This is a genomic window from Flavobacterium sp. GNP002 (genome assembly GCF_054343795.1).
This window is the reverse complement of sequence record NZ_JBTGUW010000001.1, coordinates 182,604-199,685: the sequence shown is the minus strand read 5'-3', so window position 1 is coordinate 199,685 and position 17,082 is coordinate 182,604. Positions and strand designations below refer to the sequence as shown.

At 32.0% G+C, this 17,082-nt stretch carries 13 protein-coding genes; 9 read left to right on the top strand and 4 right to left on the bottom strand.

All coding sequences use genetic code 11. The features are described from left to right. Positions 1–124: 124 nt before the first annotated feature. On the top strand, positions 125–2,479 hold the full coding sequence (locus ACXX80_RS00915) for a hybrid sensor histidine kinase/response regulator (RefSeq protein ID WP_458551619.1): 2,355 nt from the start codon (positions 125–127) through the stop codon (positions 2,477–2,479). Here the strand turns inward: ACXX80_RS00915 and ACXX80_RS00910 are convergent. Then, on the bottom strand, positions 2,476–3,240 hold the full coding sequence (locus tag ACXX80_RS00910) for an NYN domain-containing protein (protein ID WP_315207766.1): 765 nt from the start codon (positions 3,238–3,240) through the stop codon (positions 2,476–2,478). The genes ACXX80_RS00915 and ACXX80_RS00910 overlap by 4 nt on opposite strands. Before the next feature lie 307 nt (positions 3,241–3,547). On the opposite strand from ACXX80_RS00910, the gene capB reads away from it, so the two are divergent. Together capB and ACXX80_RS00900 are read left to right on the top strand one after the other, a co-directional pair. Further along, entirely contained in the window at positions 3,548–4,810 is a 1,263-nt protein-coding gene (capB, locus tag ACXX80_RS00905; RefSeq protein ID WP_417950197.1) for a cysteate-C-fatty acyltransferase, read from the top strand. A gap of 121 nt (positions 4,811–4,931) precedes the next feature. Then, a complete protein-coding gene (locus tag ACXX80_RS00900) occupies positions 4,932–5,405 on the top strand; it encodes a hypothetical protein (protein ID WP_458551618.1) in 474 nt (157 codons plus the stop codon). Between the two features lie 91 nt (positions 5,406–5,496). On the opposite strand, the gene ACXX80_RS00895 is transcribed toward ACXX80_RS00900, so the two are convergent. Both ACXX80_RS00895 and ACXX80_RS00890 read right to left on the bottom strand, forming a co-directional pair. Further along, positions 5,497–6,615: a GTP cyclohydrolase gene (locus ACXX80_RS00895; protein ID WP_458551617.1), complete on the bottom strand. Its 1,119-nt coding sequence runs from the start codon at positions 6,613–6,615 to the stop codon at positions 5,497–5,499. Further along, the gene (locus tag ACXX80_RS00890; RefSeq protein WP_458551616.1) at positions 6,615–7,574 is read right to left on the bottom strand and encodes a transporter; all 960 of its coding nucleotides are present in this window, start codon (positions 7,572–7,574) and stop codon (positions 6,615–6,617) included. The genes ACXX80_RS00895 and ACXX80_RS00890 overlap by 1 nt, the downstream gene beginning before the upstream one ends. 124 nt (positions 7,575–7,698) lie before the next feature. On the opposite strand from ACXX80_RS00890, the gene ACXX80_RS00885 reads away from it, so the two are divergent. The 6 genes from ACXX80_RS00885 (at position 7,699) to ACXX80_RS00860 (ending at position 14,151) form a co-directional block, all read left to right on the top strand. Further along, positions 7,699–7,980: a DUF4834 family protein gene (locus ACXX80_RS00885; protein ID WP_458551615.1), complete on the top strand. Its 282-nt coding sequence runs from the start codon at positions 7,699–7,701 to the stop codon at positions 7,978–7,980. Between the two features lie 48 nt (positions 7,981–8,028). Continuing rightward, positions 8,029–10,440: a YfhO family protein gene (locus tag ACXX80_RS00880; protein ID WP_458551614.1), complete on the top strand. Its 2,412-nt coding sequence runs from the start codon at positions 8,029–8,031 to the stop codon at positions 10,438–10,440. A 3-nt stretch (positions 10,441–10,443) separates the two neighbouring features. Beyond that, positions 10,444–10,671, top strand: a complete 228-nt coding sequence (locus ACXX80_RS00875; RefSeq protein WP_417982131.1) for a hypothetical protein — start codon at positions 10,444–10,446, stop codon at positions 10,669–10,671. Positions 10,672–10,673: 2 nt separating this feature from the next. After that, positions 10,674–11,957, top strand: a complete 1,284-nt coding sequence (locus ACXX80_RS00870; RefSeq protein ID WP_458551613.1) for a glycosyltransferase family 4 protein — start codon at positions 10,674–10,676, stop codon at positions 11,955–11,957. 47 nt (positions 11,958–12,004) lie between these two features. Next, positions 12,005–13,474 (top strand): lipopolysaccharide biosynthesis protein, encoded by a 1,470-nt coding sequence (locus ACXX80_RS00865; RefSeq protein ID WP_458551612.1) that lies wholly within the window; start codon positions 12,005–12,007, stop codon positions 13,472–13,474. Between the two features lie 377 nt (positions 13,475–13,851). Then, positions 13,852–14,151, top strand: coding sequence for a hypothetical protein (locus ACXX80_RS00860; RefSeq protein ID WP_417953507.1), 300 nt, complete (start codon positions 13,852–13,854; stop codon positions 14,149–14,151). A 5-nt stretch (positions 14,152–14,156) separates the two neighbouring features. Here the strand turns inward: ACXX80_RS00860 and uvrA are convergent, their stop codons facing one another. Beyond that, entirely contained in the window at positions 14,157–16,955 is a 2,799-nt protein-coding gene (gene uvrA / locus ACXX80_RS00855; protein WP_417950181.1) for an excinuclease ABC subunit UvrA, read from the bottom strand. Positions 16,956–17,082: the final 127 nt, after the last annotated feature.

The following is a 17,082-nucleotide window of genomic DNA, read 5'->3' as shown; positions in this document are numbered from 1 at the left end:
TTTTTAACTGCGTTTAATATTATTCCAACAGTATAAAACGGCATTTCGTCGAATGTTTCTAATGATCTTCTACAGTATTTTAATCTTTGTTAACGTATTTAAAAAATAAAACTAACTGATTTTTATGAAAAATATTCAAACATTTCTTTTAATGCTCTTTTTTACAAATTGCTACTCTCAATATGTTTTTGAAAAAAAAGCGCTACCTGAAAAAGTATCTTTAGAAAGTTTTACTGAAATTATTAATGCTGAAGACGAAGTGTTAGATATTCAAGAAGTAATCTTAAAGTTTGAATCTCAACAACCTAGGGTAAGGGCGTCAATCCAAAAATATTTTGGCTATACAAATGATAATTATTGGGCCAAAGTTGCTATCCAAAATAAAACAAATCAATCATTAAAATATTTACTTTCAACTGCAACTCCAATGACTAACTTGGTTGAACTGTATGTAGTAGATAGAGATTCAAAAAAAATTAAAAAAATTGTAAATGGTGCTTCTTTAAACTACTCAAAAAGGATTTTAGCCAGTAATGAAGTTCTTTTTGATTTAAGTATTAATCCTGACACTAATTTGGATTTATATGTACATTATTGCACCACTGGAGGTGTTGTTGCAATACCTATGAAACTTTATAGTTATGAGAGTTTCTATAAAAATACAATTCACAAAAAGTTTATTAATGGTGTTTTTTATGGTCTTGTAATACAGTTTTCATTGTTTTTGTTTTTTTTATATTTTGCAATGCGTGGAGCCAAAATAGTGACTTTAGCCTTTTTTATTTTATTAAGCGGATTGATAGCTTTTACGCTTGATGGTTATTTTTCTACATACTTTAAACAAGATTCAGGGGTTTTCCTTAATAATATATTCTTACTGATTCTTATACTTACAGGTTTGTTGTTAGGAAAGTTTGGAGAATTATCATTAAAAATCAAAACTAACAATAAAAAATTATTTTATGTTTTTCAAATTTTTTATGTCTTAAATGTTACTTTGTTTCCCTTACAGTGTATTTTTAAAACACATTTTGCTTTATTTTTAATTCTTTCAAATTTATTCGGTTTTATATTGTTTTTACTAATTGGGTTTGCGCTTCTAACTTTCAAAAACAGAAAAGATAAGATAATAATATTTTTTGTTTTAGGAAATGTCTCCCTATTTGTGGGTTATTTAATTTATTCATTAAAAATTTATGGGATATTGGATTCAACTACTTTAATTGAAAGTAGCACTAAAATTTCAATAGCACTTACTATAATTTTATTTACAATTAGAGAGGTTATCTACCTTTTTAGATTAAGAATTTTAAAAAATAGTCTAAGGGAAAAGGCTTTGAGTAAAACGCAAGAAATTAAAGATTTAAAATGTTATCTGCTTTGTAATATTAGCCACGAATTGAGAACACCCTTGAATGTGATTATGAATTTAAACAGAGACATTTTAGAGAAAAATATTGATACGTCCATTAATAAAAAGTGCGAAAATATTCAAAATTCTTCTGAAAATTTATTAAATTCAATTAATGATATTCTTGATTTTTCCAAGATTGAGAAAAAGGAATTGAAGTTAGAAAATTTAGCTTTTAATCCATTAAAGACTTTGATTCGAATTAAAAAAACGCAAGAGCTGAGAGTAACAGAAAAGGGGTTGAAATTTAATTTTTCTGAAAGTGAAGGTTTTCCAAACTTAGTAATTGGGGATGAGTCGAGGTTTTCGCAGATTATTAATAATTTGATGGATAATGCTATTAAATTTACTTCAGTAGGTTTTGTTGATTTTGATATTAAATCTAAAGTAGTACCAAATAATAAAGTTAGGATAACTGTCTCCATAACTGATTCAGGTATTGGTATTGAAAATGAAAAAATAGATAGAATATTTGATTCTTTTAGTCAGAAAAGCATTGACAATAAACGGGCGTATGGTGGAATAGGTTTAGGATTATACATTGTAAAATCTTTAATTGATATGCAAGGTGGTGTAGTTGAAGTAAAAAGTGTTTTAGGTAAAGGAACAAATTTTAAAATTAGTATAGACTTTGATATTGTAGTGCAATCACAAATGGAAATAGTTGCTCCTGTACCTGCAGTTTACGATTTGGGAGGGAAAAGCATATTAGTAGCTGAGGATAATAAAATGAATCAAATGATTATTGATGTCATAACCAAAAAATGGTTGAATACAAAAGTTTTATATGTTAATAATGGTCAGGAAGCATTGGAAGCATTTGAAACAAATCATTTTGATATTGTTTTAATGGACCTGCAAATGCCAATTATGGATGGTTATGAAGCAACAGTTGCCATTAGAAATGGTGAAGCTGGTGCACACAACTGCAATATTCCAATTATTGCAGTTACTGCCGGTGTTATGGAAACAACAAAAAATCGTGTCAAAGAAATAGGGATGAATGATTATTTGTCTAAACCAATTAAGAAAGAAACGTTATATAAGGCGATTAAAGAATTAGTTTAACTAAAACGCAATCGTACATAAACGTGTTTAATGCCTTTTTTATCTGAATCTCTTTCGTCGATTTCTAGAATATCTGTAAGGGATTTTAGCATTGGAGTAAGTTTAGAAAAACCATAATTTCTTGGATCGAATTCTGGTTTTTTCTTTACTATTAGGTTTCCTACATCCCCAAGAAATGCCCAGCCGCTATCATCGCCTATATCTTCAATGGTAGATTCTATTAACTCGATAGTTTGTAAATCAATTTTATTTAGGCTTTTTGGAGTTGCTTTTTTAGTGTCGGATGCAGTTCGCTTTGGTAATTTCTTTTTGATTGCGCCATCCAAAACTTCAATATAAATAAAACGGTCGCAGGCAACAATGAATGAATTGGGCGTTTTTTGTTCACCTATTCCGATGACTTTCATACCGGATTCACGAAGTCGAATTGCTAAACGTGTAAAATCAGAATCACTGGAAACAATACAAAAACCATCTACTTTGTCCGAATATAATAAATCCATGGCGTCAATAATCATGGCAGAATCCGATGAATTTTTCCCTACGGTGTAACTGTATTGCTGTATAGGCGTGATAGCATGTTCTAATAATACACTTTTCCATCCACCTGCATTCGGTTTAGTCCAATCAGCATAAATACGCTTGGTGGTTGGTGTTCCAAATTTGGTAATTTCCTCCATCATTCCTTTTACATTGCTATAAGGAACGTTGTCAGCATCAATGAGAACAGCCAGTTTTAATTCTTTTGTATCTTGTGACATAGATTTCTAATGTTGAAATATTTATTCAAATATACAAAGTTTATTGGGGAATAGCTCTCGAAGTTTAAGTATTAGCCCTGATCCAAACGGTATCCTTTTGTGCTGTTATTGCGAGGAACGGAGTAATCTTTCTTAAAATCACAAAAGATACAGTGTAGAGCAGGACATCGAAGATTCAGCGCAGCTAAATAGCTCCTGATACTCATTAGAATAAACCCTGAAAAATAATTTCGCTTTCAATACCTTTATAAAATTTAAATAATTATTTTTGCAACTTCTTAAAATTAAAATTATTACTTGATATATTATGGTAAAAGATTTATTCGAAAGGATTCAAAACAATAAAGGACCGTTAGGGAAATGGGCTTCGCAAGCTGAAGGTTATTTTGTTTTTCCTAAATTGGAAGGTGAGTTAGGTCCAAGAATGCAGTTTGGTGGAAAAGATATTTTGAATTGGAGTTTGAATGACTATTTAGGTCTTGCTAATCATCCGGAAGTGCGTCAGGCAGATACGGAAGCAGCAGCTCAATATGGTGCAGCTTATCCAATGGGAGCCCGTATGATGAGCGGTCACACTAAATATCACGAGCAATTAGAGAATGAATTGGCTGCTTTTGTAATGAAAGAGTCGGCATATTTATTGAATTTTGGATACCAAGGAATTATGTCAACAATTGACGCTTTGGTTACAAAAAATGATGTAATTGTATATGATGTAGATGCGCATGCTTGTATTATTGATGGCGTTCGTTTGCACATGGGAAAACGTTTTACATACCGTCATAATGATCTTGCCAGTATGGAAAAAAACTTGGAACGTGCTACAAAATTAGCTGAAGTAACTGGAGGAGGAATCCTTTTTATTACTGAAGGTGTTTTTGGGATGCGTGGACAACAAGGAAAATTGAAGGAAATTGTTGCCATGAAGGAAAAATTTAATTTCCGTTTATTGGTTGATGATGCACATGGATTTGGAACACTAGGAAAAACAGGTGCCGGAGCAGGTGAGGAGCAAGGTTGTCAAGATGGAATTGATGTTTATTTCTCTACTTTTGCAAAATCTATGGCTAACATAGGTGCGTTTGTAGCGGCTGATAAAGACATTATTGATTATTTGAAATACAATTTACGTTCTCAAATGTTTGCAAAAGCATTGCCAATGATTCAAACAATTGGATCTTTGAAACGATTAGAATTGTTACGTAATCACCCGGAATTGAAAGATAAATTGTGGGAGAATGTAGATGCGTTGCAAAACGGATTGAGAGAGCGTAATTTCAATATTGGAGATACTAATACTTGTGTAACTCCAGTATATCTTGAAGGAAGTGTGCCAGAAGCAATGATTATGGTAAATGATTTAAGAGAAAACTACGGAATTTTCTTGTCGATTGTAATTTATCCTGTTATTCCAAAAGGGATTATCTTGTTAAGAATGATTCCTACAACGTCTCATACTTTATCAGATGTTGATGAAACATTAACTGCTTTTGAAGCAATTCGTGAGAAACTTGAAAATGGTACATACAAAGAAATTGCAAGCAGAACTACTGTTGATTTAGACGCTTAGTTTTTGAAATTATAGCAATTTTAAGTTTATAAAAAATCCATCAGCTTTTGTTGATGGATTTTTTTTTGAAATGTATCTAGCGAATAATGAGTATATTTATGCAACTTAAAATTTAAAGGTTATGAAAAAAGTAATTTTATTGGGTGTCGTTTTTATGACTGTTTTTGTTTCTTGTAAAAAAGAAAAGGAAACGGAAGAAACGACAATTGCACCAGAAGAAATAGTTGCAGAAGAAACTGTTTCAGAAGAATGCTTTAGTGCAATTATTAAAAAAGATACTATTTCGATGTCTTTGAATGTAAAAGGAAATCAAATAGCTTCTGGGAAATTAAGTTATAAGTTTTTTGAAAAAGATAAAAATGAAGGAACTTTAGTGGGAGAAATAAAAGGCGATACGCTTTTTGCAGAGTATACTTTTATGTCCGAAGGAGTTTCGTCAATTCGTGAAGTTGCTTTTTTGAAAAAAGGAAATACGTATGTTGAAGGTTATGGCGATGTTGTAGATGACAATAAAGGAAAAGTCACTTTTAAAGATACTAAACAATTAAAATTTGAAGGAAATATCGTTTTGTCAAAAGTAGATTGTAAAATGTAGTTTTCATTATTAAGAAGTATTATTTAAAACAAAAAATCCATTCGCCGCGACGAATGGATTTTTTTTATTTTAAATGCTAAAATCTAAATTGTTATAAATTCTTTAGAAAAGTACATCTTCTTTTGTGAACAACAGGATTAAAATGTTTCCATAAGTTATGAATGGCAAGATTGTCCGCTAGTTCAGGAGTTCTAAAACAATTGATGACTCCTTTTTCTTTGAAAGTAAGGTAATATTCATTGAAAATTATCGCTGTAACCGCTTTGTTTTGATAATCTGGATGAACACCTATCAAATAGAAAATCATATCCTTACTTTGGTTTTTTGCTTTAAGCAAATGAAGGAATCCAAATGGGAATAATTTTCCTTTTGATTTTTGCAATGCTTCAGAAAAGGAAGGCATTACAATACTAAAAGCAACAATATTATGATCTTTATCCTCCACAAATTTGATGAATTCTGGATTGATAAAACTGATGTATTTTTTCTTGAAATATTCTTTTTGAACGTCTGAAATAGCTACAAAAGACGATAAAGAAGCATAAGATTCATTGAATAAATCAAACATTTTATCCACATGTGGCATCACTTCTTTGGTCGTTTTGAAATTAAGCGGACTTAACTGGTACCTTCTTTTTACCAAATCATTTGCCTTTTCAAAAAATTCCGGTTTTACATTTTCGAAAGGGAATTTACTTTCTAAGAATTCTTTTTCTACGCTATATCCTAATTGTTCAAAATGAGTGGCATAATACGGATGATTATACCACGTAATCATAGTTCCAATTTCATCAAAACCTTCCGTTAGGACACCAACTTTATCTAAATTTGAAAATCCCATTGGACCTTCAACGTGTTCTAAATTGTTTTTTCGACCTAATTCATACGCTTTTTCCAAAAGTGCTTTAGTCACCTCGATATCATCAATCACATCAAACCAACCAAAACGAACTTTCTTTTTTTGTTGGTCGTTTACTTCACTCCAATTGATGATTGCCGCAATTCTACCTACTATTTCATTGTTTTTGTAAGCAATATAAAAATATGCTTCGGCATTTTCAAAAGCTGGGTTTTTTGTTTTGTCAAAGGTTTCTAATTCATCAGCAATGATTGGCGGAACCCAATATTTATTGTTTTTGTATAGGGAAAAAGGGAATTTGATATAATCCTTTAATTCACTTTTTGTTTTAGCTTCTTTTATTGTAATCATTATCCTTTTTTTGTCTTTTTTGCTCTTTTTAATGCTTTTTTATCGGAATCCTTATTGTCAATGTTTATTCGTACTTCTTGATAATTGGCGTCGTAGCGCCAAGAAAAACCAATACCTCCATAAAGTGCCGAAGGTGTGTCTTTAAGACTTGTACTTATTGATGCGTCAATTTGCATGTCTTTATTCAATAAATAAGCCGTGCCACCACGAACTATTGCATCAGCATACAAATCACTTTTTAGGCCTTGATTTTCTACAAAACCAGACCATTTATTGTTAAAGCCGCGCGTAAGTGTAATGGCATATCCATAGCTAGGAAAATCTGTACCAATGTAATCTGCGGTAATATTTGAGACTAAAACCCATCTTCCGTCACCAAAATGGTTTTGCGTAATTAACATCGCTTTTGGTGAGAATTGTGCAGGATATCTACTCACGGTTGGGTTTCTATTTGAAAGCGCATAGGGATTGTTTTCTGCAGAATAATTAACGCCCACAAATCCAGAGATAGCTGGAATTAACTGGTGCCAATTGAATGCTCGATTGGCTTTCCAACTGTATATGTTTACCTTTTTTTCGTAATTTTTGAAAGGATCGTAAATCAAATATTTGGCTCCCAAAACAGTTTGTTTGAAATCAGCAATGGCAGTTTTGTTTAACACGGAGGTGTAGATTTCATTTTGGTATTGTATATCGGCTATCAATTCCAGTTTTTCCATAAATAATCCCCATCGCAAGGTGGCATCAATCCCAAAACCATTGGCATCATAATTCAATAAGCTATGATTTTGTTTTATGCCGTAAACGCCTGTTTCTATTTGGATTACTGACTTTCCAACTGCGTAAGCCGACATGGTTTCGCCCGGTCTGTTAGAATTTATTTGATCAGTATGTTGGCCATAATGAATACTTGGAAGCATTGAAATAGCAGCGATAAATAAGATTTTGATTTTGGACATATTATTTTTTTTGGGTTAAAAAGTAATAACGCTTTTCAAATGTACTATATTTTATTATTTATTTAAGAGAGATATTTTAATTTTGAACGGTTGATTTATTAATTTTGGAAAAAATTACACTTATATGCAAACAGCTTCTTTCATTGGTTTTATAAAAGCGCTTTTTTACATGATCGCTTTCTATTATATTTTTAGATTTTTAGCAAAACTATTTTTGCCATTATTGGTTAAAAAAGTAGTCGAAAAAGCGGGCGAAAATATGCAGAAGCAACAACAGTATGCGCAAGATAATACTTGGAAAAAAACTCAAACTAAGGATGAAGTAATTTACAATACGGCAAATGCTAAAAACCCACGTGAAACCAAAAAAGTGGGCGATTATGTTGATTACGAAGAAATAGATTAAATTTGTCGTTATTAGCACCGTTTTTACTCTAATCCAAACCATTTTACATTGAAAATAATAAATAAGTTCTATCCGCACGCCCTTGCCATACTTGGTTTTGTTGTGATTTCTCTCCTATATTTTTATCCTGTGTTGCAAGGAAAACAAATTTTCCAATCAGATATTGTGCAGTATACAGGAATGGCCAAAGAACAAAATGACTTTAGAGCCACGGATGATGTTGAACCGTACTGGACTAATTCTGCATTTGGTGGAATGCCAACGTATCAGTTGGGAGCAAAATATCCACATGATTATATTGGCGCGATAGACGATGTTTTACGGTTTTTACCGCGTCCTGCGGATTATTTGTTTTTATATTTCCTTGGATTTTATGGTTTGATGCTGGTGCTAAAAGTTGATCCTTTGAAGGCCTTTTTTGGAGCTTTGGCCTTTGGATTATCTACCTATTTGATTATTATTCTTGGAGTTGGTCATAATGCCAAAGCGCATGCTATTGCTTATATGCCGCTGGTTATTGCCGGATTTATTCTGGTATTTCAAAAAAAATATATTCTGGGAGGTTTGATTACGCTTTTTGCGACAGCATTAGAAATCAATGCGAATCACTTCCAAATGACGTATTACTTATTGATTTTTCTATTGATTCTTGCCGCGTATTTTATTTATCAGCAAGTAAAAGAAAAGGAGTATAAATCGTTGTTGTATTCCTTTGGAGTATTAGCCGCAGCAGGAATCTTAGCTATTGGTGCCAATGCTACAAATCTATTAGCAACTTCTGAGTATGCTGATTTTAGTATTCGTGGTAAAAGCGAATTGACATTTAATCCAAACGGTTCAAAAAACGAGACTACTTCTTCAATGTCTAAGGACTATATCACGGAGTACAGTTATGGGGTGATGGAAAGCTTTAATCTTATTGCACCACGACTTTTTGGTGGTTCTAATAATGAGGCTGTTGGAAAAGACAGTAACATGTATGAATTCATGATAGGTCAGGGAGTTCCAGAAGATCAGGCAACTGATTTTGTTTCAGGAATGCCGACATATTGGGGAGATCAACCTATTGTTGCAGCTCCTGCATATATTGGAATTGTAGTATTCTTTTTGGCAATTTTGGCTTTATTTATTGATAAAAGAAAGATTAAATATGTATTTCTATCGGGTTCAATAGTTGCGTTAGTTCTTTCATGGGGTAAAAACTTCCCTATTTTGACGGACTTTTTTATTGATTATGTTCCAATGTACGATAAATTCAGAGCAGTATCTTCTATCCAAGTTGTTTTAGAATTGTGTATTCCAGTTTTGGCTATTATGGGATTACAGTCTTTCTTCAAATTAGACAAAAAACTACAATGGAAAGCATTATATGAAACCACAATTTTAGGTTTAGGGATTATTTTGATTTTATTTTTAAGCAAAAGTATGTTCAGCTTTTCTGGAGGAAACGATGCTTATTTTCAAGAAAGTTATGGTCCTGAATTTGTAAATGCACTTAAGTTAGATAGAATGAGTTTATACAGCGCTGATTTGTTGCGCTCAGGCTTCTTTATTGTGCTAACAGCAGGAGTTTTATGGTTGTTCATTAAAGACAGATTTGCTCAAAACACAGCCATTATTATCGTTGGTTTATTGATGGTCTCCGATTTGTTTTTTGTGGATAAAAAGTATGTTTCGGGAAAAGATTTTGTAAGCGGAAGTCAAGTTGAAGTGCCTTTTCAAGAGTCACCTTCGGATACTGAGATTCTAAAAGATACAGCTAATTACCGCGTTTTTGAAGTAGGCGATATCATGGGGGCAAGAGCTTCTTATTTCCATAAATCTATTGGTGGTTACAGCGCCGTTAGGCCTAGAAGAATGCAGCAATTAATTGATTATCAAATTTCAAAAAACAATTTAGAAGTCCTTAATATGCTTAATGTCAAGTATGTTATCCAAAAAGACAAAGAAGGAAAAGAATTCCCAGTATCAAATCCTGATGTTAATGGAAATGCATGGTTTGTGAGCCAAATAAAATTGGTAAATTCTGCTGATGAAGAGATGAAAGCGTTGGATAGTTTGGATTCTAAAGAAGTTGCGGTTGTAAATAGTAAAGATTTTGATGTTAAAAATACGGCTTTCGCCAAAGACAGTTCAGCGACTATAACTTTAGAAAATTACAAACCTAATTACTTGAAATATGTTTCTAATAATTCAAAAGAAGGTTTAGCTGTTTTCTCCGAAATGTATTATGGAAAAGGTTGGAATGCCTATATTGATGGAAAAAGTGCAGACCATATTAGAGTGGATTACGTTTTAAGAGCTTTGAATATTCCAGCAGGAAAACACACGATTGAATTCAAGTTTGAACCACAAATCGTAAAAACCGGAAGCTTGATTACTTTGATAAGTTCCTTAGGAATGCTTTTACTTTTAGTTGGTGGGATTTATTACGAAAGGAAGAAAGGTTTTAAAAATTAAATTATGAAAGAGTTATTAAGTTTAAAATCGTTTCAACAAATATTGTTTTGGCTTTTTCTTTTAGGAATTATTATTGGGGTTTTATTAACGCTATATTTCATTAATCCGGATAAATTTAGATTTATATTGTTACTGCCATCAGTACCAGTTTTATACTTTATTTCAAAAGGATTGTATAAAAACAGTAATTTGTTTTTTACGGATTTAAAATCAATTACTACAAAATCCTAACCTTGGAACCAAAAAAAATTTTAATAATTACCTATTATTGGCCACCGGCTGGCGGACCAGGTGTTCAACGTTGGCTTAAGTTTGTTAAGTACTTACCAGATTTTGGTATTCAGCCTATTGTTTATATTCCAGAGAATCCTACATATCCCATTGTTGATGAAAATTTGGTTAAAGAAGTTTCAGATAAAGCGATTATTCTGAAACAAAGGATTTTTGAACCCTATCAATTGGCTTCTTTTCTTTCGAAAAACAAAACTAAAAAAATTAGTTCGGGTATTATTCCAAATCAGAAAAAGCAATCTTTTCTGGATAAAACCTTTCTTTGGATTCGCGGGAATCTCTTTATTCCTGATGCGCGCGTATTTTGGGTTAAACCATCGGTTGCTTATTTGGAGAAATACATTGCAGAAAATAATATTGATACTATTGTTACTTCTGGACCACCACACAGTCTGCATCTTATTGGATTGGAATTAAAACAAAAATTAAATTTGAAATGGTTTGCTGATTTCAGGGATCCTTGGACGACTATTGGCTATCATAAATCCTTACGATTGTCTCGTTTTGCAGCCAAAAAACACAAAGCATTAGAACATTTGGTTTTAAATACAGCTGATACAATTATAGTAACCAGTAAAACCACTAAAACAGAATTTCAAGCGATTACAAATAAACCAATTGCGGTAATAACGAATGGTTATGACACGGAAAATGTAGAAAAACAAACTTTGGATTCAAAGTTCAGCTTAGCGCATATTGGTTCTTTTCTTTCCGAGAGAAATCCCTTAATTTTATGGGAAAGTTTAGTGGAATTGATTAATGAAATTCCAGATTTTAAATCACATTTAGAAATAAAACTAATTGGAGCAGTCAGTCAGGAAGTCTTGGAAACGATTACTCAATTTGGGCTAAATACCTATTTGAATAATTTGGGTTATGTTTCGCATGCAGATGCCATTGCACATCAAAGAAAATCACAGGTTTTGTTACTTATCGAAATTGACTCTGAAGATACTAAAAGCATTATTCCAGGGAAATTATTCGAATATATGGTTTCAAACCGACCTATTATTGCGATTGGTCCAAACGGATCTGATTTTGCCGAAATCATAACGGAAACCAACACAGGTGTATTTTTTGATTATTCAGAGAAAATGAAACTTAAAAGTGTAATTTTGGACTTTTATAATCAGTTTTTGGAGGGGAAATTACAAGCAAACGGTATTGGATTACAACGTTATTCCAGAAAAAATCTCACGAAAGAATTGTCACAATTAATCCAATAAAATTAGAAGTTTTACCTTCTTTTAACCTTAAATTTTAAACGCCTAAAATGGGAATAGTATTAAATCAATCTTTAAAGAATACGATAATTACCTATTTGGGTTTTGGAATTGGTGCAATTAACACCCTTTATTTGTATCCATTTTTTTTAGGAACCGTATTTTATGCTTTAACAAACTATATACTTTCTTGGGCAAATATTATTATGCCGTTGTTGGCTTTTGGGATGCAAAATACTTTGGTGAAGTTTTATACTCAATATAAAACAGAAGAAGAGCGCTCTCGTTTTCTGTCGTTTACAGTACTAATCCCTTTCTTATTGTGCATTCCTTTAGTATTGATTGGATTGTTCTTTTTTGAACCCATATCGTTGTACTTGAGTAAAGAAAATCCTGTAGTTAAGGATTATTTATGGCTTATTCCATTTATAGGACTAAGTATGGCTTATTTCGAAATTTTTTATGCTTGGGCAAGAGTTCACATGCATTCAGTCTTTGGAAATTTTGTTAAAGAGGTGGGACTTAGATTATTTTCTTTGTTTGCTTTGATTGGAGTTTATTATAAATGGATTACTGTTGTAGATTTTATTTATGTTACGGCTATTATTTATTTTTTGGCTTTTATTATCACGATGTTTTATGCTTTCCGAATTAAAAAACCTGTTTTTCAGTTCTCCATTCCTCAAAATGTAAAAGATGTTTTAGTATATACTTTTTTCATTATTTTATCAGGTAGCGTTGCAGTTATGTTACTGGATATTGATAAGATTATGCTGAATCAATATATTAAAATTGAGAATATTGCCTATTATTCTGTTGCAACTTATATCGCTTCTGTTATTGCAGTTCCCAGTCGTGCGATGCATCAGATTACATATCCCATAACGGCTAAATTGATGCATGAGAATAAACATGATGAATTAAATGATTTGTACAAAAAGACTTCAATAAATCTGCAAGTTGTTGGTGGTTTTGTGATGTTGTGTATTTTTGTTAATATCAATCAGTTATATATAATGGTTCCAAAAGAATATAGTGGAGGAATTCTTGTGGTATTTTTGATTGGGATTTCTAAATATTTTGATTTGATTTTAGGAAATAATAATGCTATAATTTTCAATTCAAAATATTATCGCATGGTTTTGTTTTTAGGATTATTGCTTGTTTTTTTAACAGTAGGACTAAACATGTTTTTTATACCAAGATATGCTATAACCGGTACTGCAGTTGCAACTTTATTATCAATTACTCTATACAGTTTGGCTAAATTACTTTTTGTAGTCAAGCGTATGCATTTGTATCCATTTACAAATCAGACGGTGTATTCTCTTGCAATTACTTTTGGAATATTCTTATTATTTTATTTTTGGGAATTCCCTTTTAGTCCCATAATTAGTATTGGGTTAAAATCTATTTTGGTTACTCTATTATACGTTTATATTAATTATAAATTTGTTATTTCTATTGAAATTAATCAAGCGTTAGATGTGGTTTTTAAAAAATTGAGAATTAAATTATAATTTTTTTTTGTTCAGAAATAATACCGATTCTAATTCCTAAAATCATCTTTCAAACTAAATTTTATCATAGACTAACGTTTTCTTGCTTGAGAAAATAGTTACAGAAGTCTTATTGTAAAGTTAATTAAAGAGTTTTGTATGTGAATATTATAACTTTATATAATTATTTTATAACTTTTAAAGTATCTAAAAAAAATATATTTGTGCAGAACTTTAATAGTAAAAATAACTAGCAGTTTAATTGTTTTGGATTGATCAAAAATCACTAAAAGTGGGTATTGTGGAAATAATAGATTACACTTATTTTTGCGGAGTGTTATTTTAACAAACTGTTTTTAGAAAATAATAAATAGCTAAAGTAATTTATACCAATAATTATGAAAAGCAATACATACATTAACGAAGAAAGTCTACAAAAATTTACTAGTACGCTAGCTAATAAAATTCACCATGGATTTACTATTATAGAGCAAAACGATAGTTTACCTTTTGCAGTTTTGTCTAAAGGCAGGAAAGAGGTAGATCATGGATTTAATTTTTTACTTTGTTGTATGACTTTAGGAGTATGGTCAGTTGGCTGGATTTATGTGACTTATGTTTCTTCCAAAGAAAAAAATATTGTGATAGCCATCGATGAAGATGGAAATACGTTTGAAGAAAAATGCTATTCAGAATAGCATTTTTATAATTTTTCCTTTAGGTATTTTCCAGTAACTGAATCTTTTATTTTTACAATTTGTTCAGGAGTTCCTACGGCTAATAATTTCCCTCCATTTTCTCCACCTTCAGGTCCTAAATCAATAATCCAATCGGCACATTTGATAAGATCAAGGTTGTGCTCAATTACTAATATAGAATGTCCTTTATCTATCAAAGCATCAAAAGAAGCCAATAATTTTTTGATATCATGAAAGTGCAATCCAGTTGTGGGTTCGTCAAAAACAAATAAAGCTTTGTCCTTCGTAGCTCCTTTTACTAAGAATGAAGCGAGTTTTATACGTTGTGCTTCTCCACCGGAAAGTGTAGAAGATGATTGTCCTAATTGTACATAACCCAACCCAACATCCTGTAAAGGTTGCAATTTCTGAGTGATTTTAGCTTGTTTATTGGCGATAAAAAAAGCAATAGCATCATCTATCGTCATCGTGAGTATATCGTGAATGTTTTTGCCTTCAAAAGCCACTTCCAGAACTTCTTTCTTAAAGCGTTTCCCGTTACAGGTTTCACAAGGCAATTGTACATCGGCCATGAAAACCATTTCTACGTTTATGGAACCTTCTCCTTTGCAGGTTTCACATCTTCCACCATCAACATTAAAAGAAAAATGTTTGGCTTGGTAGCCTCTTATTTTTGATAGTTTTTCCTTGGCATACAATTCCCGAATATCATCATACGCCTTAATATACGTTACAGGATTAGAACGGGAACTTCTTCCTATTGGGTTTTGATCTACGTATTCAATATGCTTGATTTGCGAAAAAGAACCGGTCATTTCAGTAAACTGTCCCGCTTTTTCACCCACATTCTCCAGCTTTTTTTGCATCGCTGGAAAAAGGATTTTCTTAACAAGCGTACTTTTTCCGCTTCCCGAAACTCCTGTGATGACCGTTAGTACATCTAGTGGAAAAGTAACATTTATATTCTGTAAATTATTTTCTCGTGCTCCTTTTATCTCAATAAAATTCTTGAAAAGCCTGCGTTTTTTTGGAACCGAAATTTCTAAATCACCATTCAGATATTTTGCTGTTAGTGAAGTGGATTTTAATATTTCATCATACGTGCCTTGAGCTACCAGATTACCTCCAAAAGTACCTGCTTCCGGACCAATATCAATAATCATATCTGCGGCTTTCATGATATCTTCATCATGTTCTACCACAATAACCGTGTTTCCTAAATCACGTAAGGAAAGTAAAACTTTTATCAAGCGTTCCGTATCTTTTGGATGCAGACCAATGCTAGGTTCATCCAGAATATACATAGAACCAACTAAACTGCTTCCAAGCGAAGTCGCTAAATTGATACGTTGCGATTCTCCTCCGGAAAGCGTTGCTGAATTCCTGTTTAATGTCAGATAATCTAATCCTACTTCGGTTAAAAATGACAAACGGTTGTTAATTTCTACTAACAATCGTTTTGCTATTTGTTTTTCATAAACATCTAAATCAATATTTTCGAAAAAAGTAACCAAATGTTTAATAGGTAAATCAACTAAGTCAGAAACTGTTTTTGAATTAATTTTGACATAGGAAGCTTCAATTCTCAAGCGTTTTCCTTTGCAGGAATGGCATTTAGTTTTTCCTCTGTAACGAGAAAGCATCACTCTATTTTGAATTTTATAGTTCTTTTCTTCCAGTTCTTTGAAGAAATCATTTAAACCTTGAAAATAGGTGTTTCCATTCCAAATCAATTCTTTTTGATCCTCAGATAATTGGTAATATGGTTTGTGGATTGGGAAATCAAATTTGTACGCGTTATTGACTAATTCGTCTCGAAACCAACTCATGCTTTCGCCTCTCCAAGGGAAAATTGCATTTTCAAAAACGGATAAAGTCGTATTTGGCACCACTAATTCGCTATCAATTCCTATAATATTGCCATATCCTTCACATACTGGACATGCTCCATACGGATTATTGAAGCTGAATAAATGTACATTTGGTTCCAAAAATGTAATTTCATCCAATTCGAAATTATTGGAATACGAATACTTTTTATCAGAGTTTAATTCTTGTAAATAGCAAATTCCTTTTCCTTCAAAAAAAGCAGTTTGAACTGCATCAGCCAATCGATTGTAGAACTCTTCTTCTCCCGAAGTGTTGGGATTAACCACAATCCTATCAATAATAAGCTTGATGTCTTTATTTTCTAAAGAATGTTGGTCTATTTCGTCCAGACGGACCATTTCATTATTAATCAAAATCCTTGCAAAACCTTGTTGTAAAAGTACTTTTAGTTTGTCTTCCAGTTTTCGTCCTTCTTCTAAATGAATAGGAGCAAGAAGCAACCATTTGCTCTCTAATTCAAAAGTTTTTACATCGGTAACAACATCAGTCACCGTATTTTTTTTGACTTCACGACCAGAAATAGGAGAATATGTTCTGCCTATTCTTGCAAAAAGCAATTTTATATAATCGTATATTTCGGTTGAAGTTCCTACTGTAGAACGTGCATTTGTTGTATTTACTTTTTGTTCGATAGCAATCGCAGGAGCAATTCCCTTGATGTATTCCACTTTTGGTTTATCCAAACGTCCAAGAAATTGTCTCGCATACGAAGATAAACTTTCTACATAACGGCGTTGCCCTTCGGCATATAAAGTATCGAAAGCTAAACTTGATTTTCCAGAACCTGAAAGTCCTGTAATAACCACTAATTTATTTCGGGGAATCGCAACATCTACATTTTTTAGGTTATGTACTTGTGCGCCTTTTATGATGATATTTTTCTTTGGATCTAATTTCGAAAGGTCAACTTGCATAAAAATGATAATTTTTACAAAAGTAATCAATTTTCAACTGACTAAAAGGATTCAACAAGTCACAAATAATGATTAAAAGTGGGGTTGATAAGTGATTTTTCTTCTTGTATAGTTTTTATGTTTTCTA